The organism is Streptococcus timonensis, assembly GCF_900095845.1.
GTDB lineage: Bacteria > Bacillota > Bacilli > Lactobacillales > Streptococcaceae > Streptococcus > Streptococcus timonensis.
This window is the reverse complement of record NZ_FMIX01000004.1, coordinates 532,172-547,935: the sequence shown is the minus strand read 5'-3', so window position 1 is coordinate 547,935 and position 15,764 is coordinate 532,172. Positions and strand designations below refer to the sequence as shown.

General features: G+C 33.9%; 31 protein-coding genes and 1 pseudogene. 31 read left to right on the top strand and 1 reads right to left on the bottom strand.

Annotated elements, in window-relative coordinates:
* Positions 1-5: 5 nt before the first annotated feature.
* From BQ2679_RS11000 to BQ2679_RS06160, 3 genes are all read left to right on the top strand, one after another.
* A complete protein-coding gene (locus BQ2679_RS11000) occupies positions 6-404 on the top strand; it encodes a hypothetical protein (RefSeq protein WP_187364745.1) in 399 nt (132 codons plus the stop codon).
* Between the two features lie 5 nt (positions 405-409).
* The gene (locus BQ2679_RS06165; RefSeq protein ID WP_075567363.1) at positions 410-655 is read left to right on the top strand and encodes a hypothetical protein; all 246 of its coding nucleotides are present in this window, start codon (positions 410-412) and stop codon (positions 653-655) included.
* A 307-nt stretch (positions 656-962) separates the two neighbouring features.
* Positions 963-1,496: a CTP synthase gene (locus tag BQ2679_RS06160; protein WP_075567360.1), complete on the top strand. Its 534-nt coding sequence runs from the start codon at positions 963-965 to the stop codon at positions 1,494-1,496.
* A 64-nt stretch (positions 1,497-1,560) separates the two neighbouring features.
* On the opposite strand, the gene BQ2679_RS11080 is transcribed toward BQ2679_RS06160, so the two are convergent.
* On the bottom strand, positions 1,561-1,836 hold the full coding sequence (locus BQ2679_RS11080) for a hypothetical protein (RefSeq protein WP_244491717.1): 276 nt from the start codon (positions 1,834-1,836) through the stop codon (positions 1,561-1,563).
* Between BQ2679_RS11080 and BQ2679_RS11250 the strand changes: the two genes are divergently transcribed.
* From BQ2679_RS11250 to BQ2679_RS06020, 28 genes and pseudogenes are all read left to right on the top strand, one after another.
* Positions 1,789-1,953, top strand: a complete 165-nt coding sequence (locus BQ2679_RS11250; RefSeq protein WP_392392667.1) for an RHS repeat-associated core domain-containing protein — start codon at positions 1,789-1,791, stop codon at positions 1,951-1,953. The genes BQ2679_RS11080 and BQ2679_RS11250 overlap by 48 nt on opposite strands.
* Before the next feature lie 164 nt (positions 1,954-2,117).
* The gene (locus BQ2679_RS11245) at positions 2,118-2,366 is read left to right on the top strand and encodes a hypothetical protein (protein ID WP_392392666.1); all 249 of its coding nucleotides are present in this window, start codon (positions 2,118-2,120) and stop codon (positions 2,364-2,366) included.
* Between the two features lie 12 nt (positions 2,367-2,378).
* On the top strand, positions 2,379-2,954 hold the full coding sequence (locus BQ2679_RS06145) for a hypothetical protein (RefSeq protein ID WP_075567354.1): 576 nt from the start codon (positions 2,379-2,381) through the stop codon (positions 2,952-2,954).
* A 102-nt stretch (positions 2,955-3,056) separates the two neighbouring features.
* Entirely contained in the window at positions 3,057-3,329 is a 273-nt protein-coding gene (locus BQ2679_RS06140; protein ID WP_075567351.1) for a hypothetical protein, read from the top strand.
* Positions 3,330-3,510: 181 nt separating this feature from the next.
* Positions 3,511-3,807 carry an RHS domain-containing protein gene (locus tag BQ2679_RS10990; RefSeq protein ID WP_075567348.1) on the top strand — a complete coding sequence of 99 codons (297 nt, stop codon included), beginning with the start codon at positions 3,511-3,513 and terminating at the stop codon, positions 3,805-3,807.
* A gap of 111 nt (positions 3,808-3,918) precedes the next feature.
* Complete coding sequence (locus tag BQ2679_RS06130) at positions 3,919-4,395, top strand: hypothetical protein (RefSeq protein WP_075567280.1); 477 nt, start codon at positions 3,919-3,921, stop codon at positions 4,393-4,395.
* 223 nt (positions 4,396-4,618) lie between these two features.
* Positions 4,619-4,783 carry a hypothetical protein gene (locus BQ2679_RS11075; RefSeq protein WP_244491716.1) on the top strand — a complete coding sequence of 55 codons (165 nt, stop codon included), beginning with the start codon at positions 4,619-4,621 and terminating at the stop codon, positions 4,781-4,783.
* A gap of 136 nt (positions 4,784-4,919) precedes the next feature.
* Positions 4,920-5,108, top strand: a complete 189-nt coding sequence (locus BQ2679_RS10510) for a hypothetical protein (protein ID WP_244491715.1) — start codon at positions 4,920-4,922, stop codon at positions 5,106-5,108.
* Positions 5,105-5,473 (top strand): polymorphic toxin type 8 domain-containing protein, encoded by a 369-nt coding sequence (locus tag BQ2679_RS10985; protein WP_209444054.1) that lies wholly within the window; start codon positions 5,105-5,107, stop codon positions 5,471-5,473. Before BQ2679_RS10510 ends, BQ2679_RS10985 begins: the two co-directional genes overlap by 4 nt.
* Before the next feature lie 86 nt (positions 5,474-5,559).
* Positions 5,560-6,399, top strand: a complete 840-nt coding sequence (locus BQ2679_RS06110; RefSeq protein ID WP_075567342.1) for a DUF2750 domain-containing protein — start codon at positions 5,560-5,562, stop codon at positions 6,397-6,399.
* 130 nt (positions 6,400-6,529) lie between these two features.
* Positions 6,530-7,066, top strand: a complete 537-nt coding sequence (locus BQ2679_RS06105; RefSeq protein WP_075567340.1) for a hypothetical protein — start codon at positions 6,530-6,532, stop codon at positions 7,064-7,066.
* Positions 7,067-7,133: 67 nt separating this feature from the next.
* Complete coding sequence (locus BQ2679_RS06100) at positions 7,134-7,541, top strand: RHS repeat-associated core domain-containing protein (RefSeq protein WP_244491714.1); 408 nt, start codon at positions 7,134-7,136, stop codon at positions 7,539-7,541.
* Positions 7,542-8,225 (top strand): hypothetical protein, encoded by a 684-nt coding sequence (locus tag BQ2679_RS06095; protein ID WP_006148354.1) that lies wholly within the window; start codon positions 7,542-7,544, stop codon positions 8,223-8,225.
* 151 nt (positions 8,226-8,376) lie between these two features.
* Positions 8,377-8,547: a hypothetical protein gene (locus BQ2679_RS06090; protein WP_208853955.1), complete on the top strand. Its 171-nt coding sequence runs from the start codon at positions 8,377-8,379 to the stop codon at positions 8,545-8,547.
* A 77-nt stretch (positions 8,548-8,624) separates the two neighbouring features.
* Positions 8,625-8,882 (top strand): toxin C-terminal domain-containing protein, encoded by a 258-nt coding sequence (locus BQ2679_RS06085; protein ID WP_244491713.1) that lies wholly within the window; start codon positions 8,625-8,627, stop codon positions 8,880-8,882.
* Positions 8,883-9,404: 522 nt separating this feature from the next.
* Positions 9,405-9,590 (top strand): hypothetical protein, encoded by a 186-nt coding sequence (locus BQ2679_RS10980; protein ID WP_244491712.1) that lies wholly within the window; start codon positions 9,405-9,407, stop codon positions 9,588-9,590.
* 115 nt (positions 9,591-9,705) lie between these two features.
* Positions 9,706-10,281 carry a hypothetical protein gene (locus BQ2679_RS06070; protein ID WP_075567332.1) on the top strand — a complete coding sequence of 192 codons (576 nt, stop codon included), beginning with the start codon at positions 9,706-9,708 and terminating at the stop codon, positions 10,279-10,281.
* Positions 10,282-10,455: 174 nt separating this feature from the next.
* Positions 10,456-10,656: a hypothetical protein gene (locus tag BQ2679_RS10505; protein WP_083237582.1), complete on the top strand. Its 201-nt coding sequence runs from the start codon at positions 10,456-10,458 to the stop codon at positions 10,654-10,656.
* Entirely contained in the window at positions 10,619-11,179 is a 561-nt protein-coding gene (locus BQ2679_RS06060) for a cation:proton antiporter (RefSeq protein ID WP_209444053.1), read from the top strand. Before BQ2679_RS10505 ends, BQ2679_RS06060 begins: the two co-directional genes overlap by 38 nt.
* A 48-nt stretch (positions 11,180-11,227) precedes the next feature.
* Positions 11,228-11,560, top strand: coding sequence for a hypothetical protein (locus BQ2679_RS06055; protein WP_075567329.1), 333 nt, complete (start codon positions 11,228-11,230; stop codon positions 11,558-11,560).
* 92 nt (positions 11,561-11,652) lie between these two features.
* Positions 11,653-11,781 (top strand): annotated as a pseudogene (locus BQ2679_RS11240) (RHS domain-containing protein); the annotation flags it as partial.
* 92 nt (positions 11,782-11,873) lie between these two features.
* A complete protein-coding gene (locus tag BQ2679_RS10975) occupies positions 11,874-12,008 on the top strand; it encodes an RHS repeat-associated core domain-containing protein (RefSeq protein ID WP_316244947.1) in 135 nt (44 codons plus the stop codon).
* A 14-nt stretch (positions 12,009-12,022) separates the two neighbouring features.
* Complete coding sequence (locus BQ2679_RS11235) at positions 12,023-12,121, top strand: hypothetical protein (protein WP_142324049.1); 99 nt, start codon at positions 12,023-12,025, stop codon at positions 12,119-12,121.
* Between the two features lie 93 nt (positions 12,122-12,214).
* On the top strand, positions 12,215-12,454 hold the full coding sequence (locus BQ2679_RS06045) for a hypothetical protein (RefSeq protein WP_075567327.1): 240 nt from the start codon (positions 12,215-12,217) through the stop codon (positions 12,452-12,454).
* Between the two features lie 342 nt (positions 12,455-12,796).
* Positions 12,797-13,129 carry a hypothetical protein gene (locus BQ2679_RS06040; protein WP_075567324.1) on the top strand — a complete coding sequence of 111 codons (333 nt, stop codon included), beginning with the start codon at positions 12,797-12,799 and terminating at the stop codon, positions 13,127-13,129.
* Positions 13,130-13,416: 287 nt separating this feature from the next.
* Positions 13,417-14,151 carry an RHS repeat-associated core domain-containing protein gene (locus BQ2679_RS10500; RefSeq protein ID WP_167350216.1) on the top strand — a complete coding sequence of 245 codons (735 nt, stop codon included), beginning with the start codon at positions 13,417-13,419 and terminating at the stop codon, positions 14,149-14,151.
* Complete coding sequence (locus BQ2679_RS06030; RefSeq protein ID WP_075567322.1) at positions 14,129-14,617, top strand: hypothetical protein; 489 nt, start codon at positions 14,129-14,131, stop codon at positions 14,615-14,617. The genes BQ2679_RS10500 and BQ2679_RS06030 overlap by 23 nt, the downstream gene beginning before the upstream one ends.
* A gap of 241 nt (positions 14,618-14,858) precedes the next feature.
* Positions 14,859-15,710, top strand: coding sequence for a hypothetical protein (locus tag BQ2679_RS06020; protein ID WP_075567317.1), 852 nt, complete (start codon positions 14,859-14,861; stop codon positions 15,708-15,710).
* The last annotated feature ends 54 nt before the right edge of the window (positions 15,711-15,764 follow it).

Here is a 15,764-nt window from a genome sequence, read left to right as displayed (position 1 = left end):
TAGGTTTGAATAAATGCTGTGAAAATAGCAAAGTTAAAACAGAACCAAACACAGCATTTTTTTGGTCAGGTAGAACAAATGGTATTGGTGGACAACATATTGCTGCCGATATTGCCAAATCTAATGGAGGAACAATATTAGAAATGTTAATTGAAGCTAGAAAAATTATCATGCCTACGTGGGATCAAAATAACCAAGCAAGCATTAAAGCATGGGAAGATATTTCATCAGAGTATGCAACATGCGCTTCTGGTACTCTAACAGGCGTTATTGGCAAAGATCTGCGACCAGGAAATATATGGGAAAATAGAGAATTACCCGCTTTGAAGAACAATCCTAATATAATAAAAATAGTAATAATAGATCCTAAAACAAAGATTTCAACTGTTATATTTCAAAGGTAATTACTATGGATGATTTCGTAATTGAAAAAATTTCAAGAGGTATGTTAATTGTTTCTTTAAATGGACATGAAATTTCATTTGAAGGAGAAATGTCCTTTCCAAATAATGAGTTTCACTTTTCCCTATATGCGAAAACAGCAAAATTTACTAAGACCAACCAAATTTTAAGCAAGGGAGAGTTAGATAATATTTTAGAACATTTAAAAAAAGAATTTATTTTAAAAAATAGAGTATTAGACATAATTTTCTAATTTAATTATCAACTGTAAAGTAGCCCAAGCAAGCCGTAGACCACATGAAACTTCCAATCCCGACGTAGGGTGTGCGGTACGCACGCACACGGGTTCTGTTCAAACGACCTCACTATCTTCTTTGAGGCTGTCTGAATCATTTGTTCATTAACAATCTCATTAGCAGTTGACATAGAGGTCGTCTGAAAACGAACTTTCAGGCGACTTTCATCTTATTTCGTCAAAAATATACGCACAAAAAGATTTTCATATCATACTGTTGCCTTTGAAATAGAATAAAAGGCGTTTATAAAATCATGTAGGAAGGATGATTTCGGAAACCAAACGGCAGAAAGAATTTCTAGGAAACAGGCAACAAGATTTCGTAGAATTATTGGTAAATGTTCCTAATTTTATTAATGTAAATATATTGGAAAGGGTTAATATGAACTACTTGATTAAGCCATATGAATCAATTGGTGATTTTGTATTTGGTACTTCTCTTGAGGACGTACAAGAAAAATATGGAAAACCAGCAAGAATGGTTGAAGATAATATTATGAATAATAAGGTGGAATATAGAAATGCTTGTGAGTTAGTTTATGAAAACGATAAACTAGTTTATGGATATTGCTTAAAAGATTCTAATCCCATATTAGGAGATATTGATATATTTAAAAATTCAATCGAAGACCTTAAAGCCATCGATTCAGAATTTATTGAAGGAAAAAAATATATTCTTTTTAAGAACCTCGGAATTTGCATAGGAGGTATGACAGGGAAAAAAATACCTGAAGGCAAGTTATTAATTGCATTCGATAAAAATCACTTTGATTTTTTTGAATGTTTTATCGAGGTGTAATCGAACTGTAGCCAATGAAACTTCCAATTACGATGTAAAGTAAGTCGTAGCCCGCACAAAACCTTCAGTCCTGACGTAGGGTATGTGAGGTACGTACGCACGCGGTTTCGCCTGTCAAAACCACATCAACGAAGAAGGAGAAAGCCGCCAACAAACCCACTACTTCCACCGCGACCAAATCGTCATCCCACGTGAGATGACCGATAAGGACAGCAAGCTCTTGTGGTTCGGCGAATACACCGCCTGGGGCCGTCTGAAAAAGAATGAAAGGGTTTACAAGGATGCGCATTAGCTGTTCAGACTGCAAAACCAATACTTCGATGAAGAGATCGGACTGCATTACAACTTCATCAGGTATTATGAGTCTGAGGCGGATCGGTTTGTGAATCAGGATCCGATTGGTTGTTTGGCGGGGAGAACCTGTATCAGTTTACGCCTAATATACAAGGCTGGATAGATCCATGGGGTTTGGATAGAAAGCCAAACCACCGCTTAAGATCACAAAGGCCTAATGCGATGCGAGATCATCGTACTGTTCCTCAAGAAATGCTTAAAGATGAAGATTTTGTAGCTTAATTAGAACAATGTAGACTTAAAAGTAAAAAGGCAAGACGGCAATTTATAGATCAGCAAATAGTACGTATTGATGCAAAAAAACATGATAATATACATAGGAGAGGTTGGAACCAGCAATGGAAAACTTGGTTTAGTAATAATCCTAATTTCAAATTATCTGACATATTGGATCAAATACAAGTTATGATGAAACAACACAACATTCCTGGAGCAACTAGAAATTATATTAGAAAATATAAACAAAATGGGCCAACTGCCTTTATAATTGGAAAAAAAATAATAGATTTTTTGTAAAAGGTGATAATTATGAAATTATTTGAAGTTTATAGCGATCTTTCCTCATTTTCTAAAAAAACTGATATTTACGGCGATTTTGCTCATATTTTATGGGAAGGAAATGCCTCTAAAAAAACTAGAAATGTTCCTAGCCCTGAAATATATATTGATCGACTAGGTCCTGATGTACCAGAGGCCTATGTATCAAATAGAAACTTGATAGTTTCCCAAAAAATTAAAGATTCTTTATTTGCCTCAGGACTAACTGGATTTACTCCAATTCTTGCAGTCAAAAATAAAATTATTAAGTGTGATTGGAAAAATCTTTCAGAAGATTATTTTGAAAAATATTACTCCATTGATGATGTAATTGAGAAAGGTAGGCACAATCAATCAATTGCAGACAAAATGCCAAATTTGTGGTGGATAAAAGCTAATGATTCTATTAGTTTTCATAAAAATTCTTCTCAAGAATGGGATTATGTTATTAATAATGAATCAGATTTTTATTATGGTGCTGGGGATAAATTAGGAGTTTTTGTTTCCGAAAAAGCTAAAATCTTCATGGAATCTTTATGCTTACCATTAAAATATAACGAACTTTGAAACTTATTTTTTTATTTAACAAGCGTAGTCTACAAAGGATATTTAATCTTAAATGGTAGAAATCCAATTTTTAAATAAAAATGTTTTATTTTGGGAGATTTTATGAAAAAAGAATACACAAGAAAAAAATATATGAAAATTCTGAATAAAGAAGATATTATGGAAATTTATCTGTTAATGGATAAACTAAATGAAATTTTTCACGATCCAAGTCGTTCAGAAGATATTAATATCATTAAAAAATTTGGGGATACATATTATCCTATTATCCATAAGTTGTACTACAAAACTCTTTGGAATGCATTAACAATAGAACAAAGAAAAGAAATATTAGGAGAAGATTATATTCATGAAATTTATGGTAAATATGATTGATTTTAGCAAACCGTAGCCCGCACGTAATATGTGTGCCCAAAGGCATGCACGCGGGTTTTGTTCTTACAATTTAAAAGGTCGTCTGAAAAACGAAGAAATTTCAGAAACGTCATTCCCGCATTATTTAAGCGGGAACGACCTCTAAAACCAAACCCACTTCGTTTGGGACGGCAGCCACCTCTTGCAGGAAGTCCACCCGGACGGCAGATATACCTATATCTACACCGATCCCGACAGCTACGACTCCTTGGCGCAGGTACGCAACTGGACAACCGCAGACGGCGAAAGCCGCCAACAAACCCACTACTTCCACTGCGACCTAATCGGCATCCCGCGTGAGATGATCGATGATGAAGGCAATCTCTTTTGGTACGGCGAATACACCGCTTGGGGTCGTCTGAAAGAGGAAATCAAGGTAACGGATAGCGCATATCAACCCTTCCGATTGCAAAACATCCTTGTCCGCACTGGCATGTAGCCACTACCAAAATGGATGGAAATCTTAGTCAAAAAAGAAATAATGGGAATGGTACATTTTCTTGGAAGTGCTACAAAGATAATGTAACCGTACAACATAGGAAATAGTATCATGACAACTTTAGAAGATAAGATCTTTACTTTAAAACAAAAAAATTTAATGAAAAAAATGAAAGAGATTCATTTTTTAAATAATTTAATTTTAGATTCTGAAAAAATTATTCCATATCCACTCTCATGTGACATAATAAATCGTACTTTTACCCCCTATAGAAATATAGAATTATCAAAAGAAAATTTTAGTTTATCGATAAAAAATGAAATATTAAATTTTTTTGCACCAGAGGAAAATGATATTGCTTATGTATACTTTTATGGAGGAATAAATGATTCGGCTGAAATACCAATAGAATTATTCCCCTTGTTTATTATCAAAATAAAAAATATTAGCAATTGGCTAGAATTAATAAACAAACCTAATTTTTATTGTTTAAAATTCTTTAGTCATAAAATAGATAAAGTCATCGATATATCTCTACTCGACAATGAGAAAGATGTGTTATCTATTTCTATTGGAGTGAATGCTTAACTTTTTTAAAATAAATAAACTATTCCAGCAGAAGCAATCCTTGGCTTTGTATAACTTAAAGGTGGTTACTATGAAAGAATTATTAGAAAAACTTGAAAATAATAGTTTTATTGATAAGGTCAGAATGGATCTTGAATTCGATGTAAAGGACTATCAAGAATTATAAAAAATTTTAAATGAAATAAAGCATTATACTCATAATCATAATCTAATTGAAAAAAGATTGGCGTCTTATTTATATGAAATACCGAAATTAACACATATTTGGTATCTCAATTTAAAAGACGATCCAAATAAAAATGAATCTTCTATTGTTAATCAACTTGAAGAAGCATGGATAGAGTTAGATTCAATAATTGGAGAAGAAATTCTTGGTCAAGGACAATAAATTCCTCTTAACAAACAGTAGTCGTAGGTTAGGTCGAGTTACGCTAAATATCAAGGTTATCTGAAATCGATTTTCAGACGACCTCGAAAACCAAACCCGCTACTTCCACTGCGACCAAATCGACATCCCAAGAGAGATGACCGACAAAGACGGTAATTTACTGTGGTTCGGCAACTATACCGGCTGGGGTCGTCTGAAAGAAGAAACCAAGGTAACGAATAGCTCTTACCAAACCTTCCGTCTGCAAAACCAGTATTGCGACCATGAGAACGGGCTGCACTACAACTTCTTCAGGTATTACGACCTGATGCAGGGCAGTTTGTGAACCAGGATCCGATTGGGTTGTTGGGTGGAGAGAATTTGTATCAGTTTACTCCTAATATTCAAAATTGGGTTGATTTTTTAGGACTGCGAAGAAGTTATGCAGGAAAACAGGAACGTATTAGGGCACTTGCAACTGATAAATCTCAACCTCGTTTTGTCCGTGGCTGGGTGCAGAATGAAATTAGAAGAGTAGAGACTCGTAAGAGTCTAGGTAAAACTACTAAATTGTCCTTGAGATTACTACCTAGCTTTGATTTAGCTCACTGGAGAGGATATGAGAGTAAGAAAGGGTTTAGCTATACCTTTACGAGTCTTTTGACAAGAATATTACATAGACTTCAGCATAAAAAAGATAATGGTGGTTGAAGACAACCTTTGCGAGCATCAAAAAAATGTGGTGGAAAATCTGAGCAAGAAATCAAAGATTCACGAAAGTAGAAAGGATTTAAATAATGGGCCTGCCAAAACAAGCAATTGATTCAATTGTTAAATTATCAGCTAAAGAAAGATTGGATTATTCTATTAAAACTATATCTGGTATCGAAACTTTATACCTACTAAATGGAAAGGATGACTGGATATGTTTGCAAGATGATGAAGGAAAAGAATATCTAATGATCTTTCCAGAATATGAGTTTGCGGAGTTAGCTCTCCAATGGAATCCTCAAGCATTGAGAATAGATGAAATGGAACTAGAGAACTTCTTAGAAGATACCGTTCCTTTAATGTCTGAAAATAATATTAGATTAGCTATTTTTCCTATAGATGAAAAAAAAGAAACTATTATTTTGGATCCAATTGAATTTGCTAAGATGATCAATGACTATTTTTATGAGTGGTATGGGGAAGAATTTGATTTACCTTATTTGTCGATGGTTTTACAACAAAAAGCAATAAATGCAATTCTTAATTTGTCCAGTCAAGAACGTTGTGAGCATACTTTAAAAAGGATAGCTGACTCTGGAGTTCTATATGTTTTAGCAGACGAAGAAGGAGATTGGATATTATGGGGAGATGAGAAAAATTCATCTTTAGCCATATGGCCTGAATTAGAATTCGCAAGAATTATGGCAAATTCTGAAGATAAGAATTCTGATATTTATGAAATTGAGATAGAAGAATTTTTAGAGGATGGAATACCATGGTTGATAGAAAATAATATAGGTATAGCTGTCTTTCCGATTTCTGACAATCCTGAAACTATTGATATGAAGGCTATTCAGTTTGCCGCCTCAGTCAATAAAATCTTAGATGAAAGTTATGATGAGGCCTTAGATTTGCCTTATCTTTAAACGAATAGTCAGTTCAAGATCTAACCAAACCGTAAGGTTGTCTGAAATATTTGTTCTTTAAATAAACATTTTAAAAATATACTTGTACTGCACCAATTTCTAAAAGTAATAGTAAAAAAGGAAAAAAATGATGACTCTTTATCAAATATACTCTGCTGTTGATAATAAAGATGCTTATGCGGACTTAAAACAGGATGATAGAAAAATTGTGGAATTTATTAATTACAATAAAGGCAATTATACAGATGAAGCAGTTTTTATAGCTCAGAGTGGATATACCTCCAAAAATATTTCTAAAACAGATTATATTCAAACAATTCCTAAGATGTTATTGTTCTCTGAAACTTTTATTAATAAATTAGCTGATACATTAAAAAATGAATTAGATTTTTTTCCAGCTAAACTTAGAATTAAGAATGATGAATTTAAATTTTTCCTTGGAAAAATTAAATTAACTGCTGAATTGGTAAATTTGGAAAAATCAAATTTTTATGAAATAGATGGAGAGAAATTTATCGATTATCCACCTGTATTCTTTGAAAATATATCTGGCTTCGAGTTTTGTGCAAAAGATATAAATGATGATTTAATTTGGGCTTTTTCTGATAAATTCAAAGAATTAGTTGTGAGTAATAATTTGAAGATGGAATTTCTACCTCTAACATGAAATATTCTGTAAGTAAGTTATAGTAATCCGTAGCCCGCACAAAACCTTCAGTTCTGACATAGGATATGTGCGGTACGTACGCGGTTTCGCCTATCAAAACTACATCAACGAAGACGGAGAAAACCGACAACAATCTCACTACTTCCACTGTGACCAAATCAGCATCCCAAGAGATATGACCGATAAGGACGGCAAGCTCTTGTGGTTCGGCAACTATACCTGCTGGGGTCATCTGAAAAAGGATGAGCGGGTTTACAAGGATGCGAATCAGCCCTTCCGCCTGCAAAACCAGTATTGCGACCTTGAAACGGGGCTGCACTACAACTTCTTCAGGTATTATAAGCCTGATGCGGGGCGGTTTGTGAATCAGGATTCGATTGGGTTGTTGGGTGGAGAGAATTTGTATCAGTTTACTCCAAATGCGCAAATAGGCAATAAAATTTGCAAAAAAATAAATGCTATTAAGGAAATTTAAATGTCAAAATTACTTTTTACTTCTTCTAAAACATCACATAGTATCGGTTATATTGGAGGAGGAGCTGACCATATTCCGTTAGAATTATGGCCTAAAGTTCCAAATTCTGATGCCTATCAAACGCATCTATTTACTCTTTATTCTGACTTTTTACCTGAAAATGTATTTCCTCGTAGAAATTATTATATCTCTGTTTTTATTTCCATAGAGGAGCATGCACTGGGAGGAGTAAAAGACTCTATTTCATCTAAATATACTGTTAATTGTCAGGGTGATTTAATTTTACTAAATGATGGTTTTAGTTGTGCTGTTCTTTATGAAAGGGAACAAGATACCGGCAAGCAAGATTTAGGAAGTATTTCTTTGGAAAGAAAATTTTTTGAAAGACTTGATGAAGTTGATAAAGAAGCCGATGCGAAATACAATGAAAATGAACATTTATTCTTTGAAGATAATGGGATGGGATTGGATGTATCCAAAATTTTTGGCAATCCTTATTTTGAACAAGATATAATATATCCTTCTCCTAAGTTTAATTTTTGCTTGCAATTATTAGAAGAAGATATAGATAAAAAGTTACATATTTTTCAGAATGGCATTGGTTATTTTTATTATGACCAAAATGTTAAGAAAAAACTTCTATCTGGAAGTCAAGCAGGTATTTTCTTTATTCAAAACACTTAATAATTAACATAAAACCTTCAGTACTGACGTAGGGTATGTGTGGTACGTACGCGGTTTCGCCTATCAAAACCACATCAACTCAGACGGCGAAAGTAGACAACAAACCCACTACTTACACTTCTTCCACTGCGACCTCGGTATCCCAAGAGAGATGACCGATGGCGAAGGTAACCTGGTTTGGTTCGGAGATTATTACGGTTGGGGTAAACTGAAGAGTGAAACCAACATATCCGGAACTACTCACCAGCCGTTCAGTCTGCAGAACCAGTTTTGCGACCATGAAGCTGGGTTGCACTACAACCTGATGCGGGTCGGTTTGTGAATTAGGACCCGATTAGGTTGTTGGGTGGGGATAATCTGTATCAGTTTTCACCGAATGCTCAAGAATGGATTGATCCTTTGGGACTTATAACCTCTTCAGAGGAAAATAAGGCTACAAAAGCATTGGGATACACGAAAACAAGTGTGATATCGCATGGACGACCCGTTCTTAAGAAAACAAAAACTGCTCCATCGGGATGTCCTATATTTATCACTACTGATGTAGATAGTCATAATGGAGGTGTTTGGAATGGTGCTGATTCAGCTAAGGCATTGGATAGTAAGCAAATACGCTCAGGTACGTATGATGCAGCACTTAAACGAATTGGAGATTAAAATGAAGTTCTCTTATAGAATCACAAAATACCATAAATACTCAAACGAAGATAAAAAGATATTATGTACCTCGCCTGAAGAATGGACGAGTTTTTCTGATGTAGGAAAAGGGATAGTCTCTCTTAATGAATACACAAAAATTGAATCTGAATATATCTGTCTTATATTAAAAATTTGTAAATTACATAAGATCAAATCTCTAAAAATAAAAGAACTAGATAATTTCAATAACTTAAAACAATATAGTAACAATCAGAAAATAACCAATGAAGAAGATTTGATTAAGTTATTAAAACTTATCTTGAGAGAAAAAATTTGGTGTAAATTATGTTCCAGAAATTGTGAGTTCCATTTTGGCTATGATTATTACTTATATTGCATATGCAATAAGGATTTATACTGTTTTTTTAATACTTCATCAACGACATTAAATATTGAAAAATATATATCTCCATATATAAAATACAAACAAATTAAGAGAATTAAACCATTTTAAAACCAAATTATTAATTAACAAAAGATATGGATCCCAAAGAAAATATAACTCCAAACACTTTAGAAATACAAAAAAATGATGAATACGACTACTTCGACAACCTCATCCACCGCGAACTGGCCGACGGCGAGGTGCAGAACTTTTTCTACGACCTGCATGACCAACTGGTTAAAGCCAAAATCTTCAAAAAAGACGGCACAAAAGAAACTTGATCCTACACCTACGACGCCTTGGGTAGAAGAATAGGCATAGTCCTTTTAATTTGAGAGAAGTAACTAGAGAACAACATGCAGCGCTTGACCCTTATAGGAATCTAGGAGATTAGCTATGAAAGCAATAGAAATTTTAAAGAATTTTGTGGAAGAAAAATTATCAACTGAAGAATTGGAAATGGCATTGTCTTCCAATCAAGAATTTATTTCCCTGTTGGAAAGTACTAAAGCCAAACCTTATATGAATAGTAATTCCACTTATGAATATTTAATTAGTCAGGATTTGACATTTCTTGATGCAAAGTTGAATTTGATGGATATTTTCAGGGAAATTTTAGATTACAAGCATATCCCGTACTCTTCGAATTCAACGACAGAAAAAAAATTCGATTTAATTTTGGAGACTATTCCTAACTGGATACCTGCTGATATGGGTTATTTAAATTTCTTGTATGATAAGTACAAACCTAAGACTGCGACCACTTTTAAAAAGATTATTAAGGAACATTTCATTTGTATGGATAAATATCCCAAATGGTTACAGGAGCCTGATTGGCCTATCGTCGATAATATTCCCGCAATGTTTCTAGGACAGTTAGATATATCGAAGTTGAAGCATGATACTACTTATTTGTACATTTTTTGGGATAAAAAATCAGATAGATATACAGAAGTCATACAGTCTCTATAAATGGGCAAGTCGTAGCAAGCTGTAGCCTGCACAAAATCTTCAATCCTAACGTAAGGGTGTATGTGACACGCACGCGGTTTCGCCTGTCTAAACCACATCAACTCAGACGGCGAAAGTAGACAACAAACCCACTTCTTCCACTTCTTCCACTGCGACCTCGGTATCCCGAGAGAGATGACCGATAAGGACGGCAATTTGCTGTGGTACGGCGAATACACCGGCTGGGGTCGTCTGAAAGAGGATGAGCGCGTCTATCGGAATGTACATCAACCGTTCAGATTGCAGAACCAGTACTTCGATGACCAAGTGTTGACGATGCTAGCGGTGTATATGATTAATGAAAGAAAAAATTATGAATATAGAATTGCATATTGAAAGAGTACAATCTCTTTTAGATCAAATTGATTTACAAAAGAAATGTAAATTTTCAGCTTGGTGCTGTAATGCACTGCTCCTTGAGAAAAAAATAAAAGAAAATATGACTAAAATAACTAATTCAAATGTGAACTACCAACTCTGTGATGCTATCATTAAAGCTGGTTGGTATGATTTCTCCCAAATAAATATTGGAATCTCTCAAAAAGCTATAGAAGATATAAATTGGGATGATGATGATCCATTGAATGATATGATAGAAACACAAGGAACTATAGAATTATTAGCTTCAATTCGAAATATGTTACTAGGTATACAACAAAAATCATCTGATAGTTATTACTTTGCTGCATGTGCTGAAAACATAATTAACTGGAAAGATGCTTTAGCGAATTTCCCATATTCCGAAGATGGCAAAATAGAGGACGAAAATTTAAAACGTGAATATGAAATTCAATTGTTATTTTTAGAAGATTTAAGAAATAGTATAATTACCTTACAGGATATTAAGAAATATAGATAAATGGATGCAAGCCTGAGTAGACTATTTAGAAAGATAGGAGTTGAGTTGATGGAGTCTGAGGAATTAACTTCTAAAATTTTGCTGGAAAGTGTTTTAGAATGTACAAATTTTGTAGTAAATGAGGTGCCAAATTTATACAGTGCAGTAATAGAGAGATTAAAGCAAGACGATGAAGTATTCTTTATGAATTTTGTTGAAGATGAGGATAATCAGGATGATTATTATGGATATGTCTATAATAAAACAAATGGAAAAATCTACGAATATGTGTTCCATGATGACAAATTAGTGAAAAATAGGAAGTTGTCTCTTATTGAAAAGAAAATTGGAGAGTTAACAACGAAAGATATTCTCGAATTACCTATAATAGATTTATTGTAATCTAGATATACCTATGATTGGTCTCGTACTTTTATGTAAGCAAGTAGTAGAAAGCCTTAGCCTGTATGAGATCTTCAGTCCTGACGTAGGATATGTGCGGTACGTACGCGCGCGGTTTCGCCTATCAAAACCACATCAACTCAGACGGCGAAAGTAGACAACAAACCCACTTCTTCCACTGCGACCAAATCGGCATCCCGCATGAGATGACCGATAAGGACGGCAACCTTTTGTGGTTCGGCAACTATACCGGCTGGGGTCGTCTGAAAAAGGATGAGCGGGTTTATAAAGATGCGCATACCAACCCTTCCGCCTGCAAAACAAGTACGCCGATCGTGAAACGGGGCTGCATTACAACTTCTTCAGGTATTATAAGCCTGATGCAGGTTGGTTTGTGAATCAGGACCCGATTGGGCTTTCAGGCGGAGACAATCTGTATCTCCAGTAGGAACACCATATCCTATGAGAGTCTTGCCTCCTGGTTCTAATGGAAAGCCTTATACCATATATAGGGTACTGGAACCAATTGATAATGTAGCTGCAAGTAAAATTATGCCGTGATTCGGTTAGATTGGATTAGGGACACAGTATGAATTACCAAAATCTGTTAAATCATATAGAATCTGGGCATCTGGAAGAGGTGAAAATAGGAAAATGTTAAAAATTAATGAATTGAATTCATATCTTAAAAGTAAAGGAGTACCAGAAGATAGTTACTCAATCAATGAAGTAAATGATGAATCATTATGTATTGTTGAAGAAAATAAAAAATGGCATATATTCTATTCTGAAAGAGGATTGAGAACCGAAGAATACTGTTACCAAGATGAACATTTGGCAATTCTATATTTTATAAATCGGTTATCAAAAATGTTAAAATTTTCTTTCGAATGAAAAAAAGCAAACTGTAGCCTGTATGAAACTTTTAATTATGGTATGGGGGATGTGCGTAACATACACGCGCCTTCTACTTTTTAAGCGACATCTAAATCTTCTCTGAAGGCCTCTGAGCTATCGATTCTTTAGCAATTTCATTACTGATTGATGTAGAGTTCGTCTGAAAACATACTTTCACGCGAACTCTACCAAAATTCTCTCTTGTTGGTTACACCACAAACTACGGCTACAACGCCCAATGGCTGCAAGTAGACCTATGTGTGGCAGTTCTCAAAAAGGTGCTAAACGTATGGGTATACTACGCCGTGTAATTACCGCATTTAAAAAATAAGGATTTTTATGGAACCACTAAATTTATCAAATGAAATCTTATTAGAAGATATTTTAGATACTAATGAATATGTACATTCTGAAAAAAGAAACTTGGTAAAAGCCGTAATAGAACATTTTCCTCCACATTCTGTTATTTACTTTCTAGAATTTGTTGAAAATTCTACCTATGAAAATAAATATTATGGGTATATTTTTAATAAAACAGAGAATAAAATTTATCAATTTTCTTTTATAGATAATATAAAATTCAAAAATGTAAAATTAAATCTAAGGCATAAAGACAGGAAAAAGCTCACAAAAAAAGATATTTTAGCTTTGGATATCATTGATTTATTGTAAATGTAGTCTGCAAGAGTAGTTTGGGTTACCAACGCCAGCAAGGCGTAACATATATAAAACTTTTAATTCTGGCGTGGTGAGTGCAGTACGTTCCTATGCAGTTTCTGCCTTTCAGACGACCTCGAAGATGAAACCCGCTTCGTTTGGGACGGCAAATATACCTATATCTACACCGATCCCGAAAGCTATGAACCCTTGGCGAAGTCCACGACCGGTCAACCGAAGACGGCGAAAGCTGACAACAAACCCACTACTTCCACTGCGACCAAATCGGCATCCCGAGAGAGATGACCGATAAGGATGGCAACCTAGTTTGGTTCGGCAATTATTACGGTTGGGGTAACCTGAAGAGTGAAACCAACATATCCGAAACTGCTCACAAACTCTTCCGATTGAAAAACCAATACTTCGATGAAGAAACCGGGCTGCACTACAACCTGATGCGGTATTACGAGCCCGAGGCCGTGAGGTTTATGAATCAGGACCCGATTGGGTTGTTGGGTGGGGAGAATCTGTATCTCTTTGTGCCTAATGCGCAGATTTGGATTGATTATTGGGGGCTTGCTCGTTTGACTTATCGTCATACAATAAAACCAGATAAAAATACTAATATATCAGAACTGCGTAGGCAAATTAGAGGACAAATAAAGGCTATGAATAAAATTATTCAAGAAGAGAGTATGATTGGATTAAAAGCTAGAATTAGGACTTACAACGAAGATGTAGAAAAAGAAAGACGTAATTTTGTCAAAACATTAGAACCTGCTGGTGATTGTAAGGCATGGCTACATGAGCCGGATATGAGGACAGGAGGCAAGCCAACGGATGTAACGAAGGTAGGTGACAAACTTATAAACTCTATTTGGGGAGGACAAGCAGATAGAATAGCTAGGAATATATTAAAAATGCCTGACGAAACAACTAAAATTACGTATCAATTAAAATTGAAGAGGTATATTGATTTAATATTTTTAACATTATATTTAAAGGAATTTAAGTATGAAAAGTATAGAACATTATAAAAAAATGGATGATGATGGCAAAATGGATTTTCTCGATAATTTTGATGGTAATCCGTCTGTAGAATTTTTGAATTATTTGGAAGAAGAACTATTTTCTATAAATGTAGATGAATTTGTAAAAGTTGAAATATTAAAATTTTTATCTAGATTTCGGCATGATAATAGAGAAACAAAAGATAAAATAGTAAAACTAATAGTAGAAAAATACATAGATAATGAAGAGATGACCTTATCTATTGCAGCACAGCTGTTAACGTTTTTTGATTTGGGGAAAGAAGATTTTAGAAAGATATCTAATTTCTTATTGGATAAAGAATATCAAAATATGGATATGATTGATTTAACATCTTCATTAATTAGATTATTATGTGCAAAAAAAAATAGAAGCAATGGTTCTGATGAGTATTTTCAGGAGCTAGAAAAAATAGATTCTTATAGAGATGATATAAAAACGTGGGCTAATTAACAAAAATTTATAGCAAGTCGTAGCCCGCACAAAACCTTCCGTCCTGACGTAGGGTGTGTACGGTACGCACGCACGCGGTTTCCACTTTTCAGACGACCTTACTATCTTCTTTGAGGTCGTATGAAACATTTGTTCTTTAACAATCTCATTACCATTAGCAATGGCATTCTATCTAGAGGTCGTTTTTCCTGATGGCTGAGAAGCTAATTGACATAGACGAATACAGGAAAGGATATATATTATGTTGAAAATATTAAATAATTCATTGGATGGAATTGTATTGGGTCAAAAAAAGGCTGACTTTGATGATGTTATTTTAAACAATCCCAATTATTCATTAGAGTTTGATAGAAAACACAAGATACAATCTGATTCAGAATTGATTACTGTATCTTCCTTGAGGAATTGTGATGAATTTTGCTTAAATGGAAAAGTTATTAACTTTTCAAATCTTGAAAAATTTTTAGAAGAGGAGGATCCTCTAATAGAAGTTTCGGATGAAGAAAATTATTTTTATATTTTTCCAAAGTATAATTTAGTTTTATATGTTGACTATAAGGATAATTTGTTTCTGCAGATATTAATTTACGATGAGACTATAAGAGATTTATATGATAATAAAGGTAAAAAGTACTCATACTTTCAAAAAAGTAAACTTAAAAACCCAACTTTAAATCATGAAAAATTAATATTTATTCCTTATAAGAGCATAGGCGATTTTGAATTAAATTGTTCTCTATCAGATGTTATAAAAAAATATGACATATCAAACAATGTTATCCCGAAGGTAAAAAATATTATAGAGATAAACAATTTTGTACTAAGGTTTGATAATGAAAAGTTAACTGAGGTTACAATTTTCAATGATAAGAAAGTAGAGCTTGCAATATACTATAATGAAATCAATATATCATCAAAAAAAGGGCTTGCTGAGCTATTAAGTCAATATGATGTTATTGAGAGAACGAAATCTAAATATCTTTTCAAAGAATTAGGTCTAGTTGTAGAAAAAGATCTGTCCGAATTTCGTTTTTTTGAACAATCATTATTAAAATTTTGGGTAAATTTGCATAGACCTATTACTAGCTGGTAATCACAAGTAAGCCATAGCAAGCCGTAGACCACATGAAACTTCCAATCCCGACGT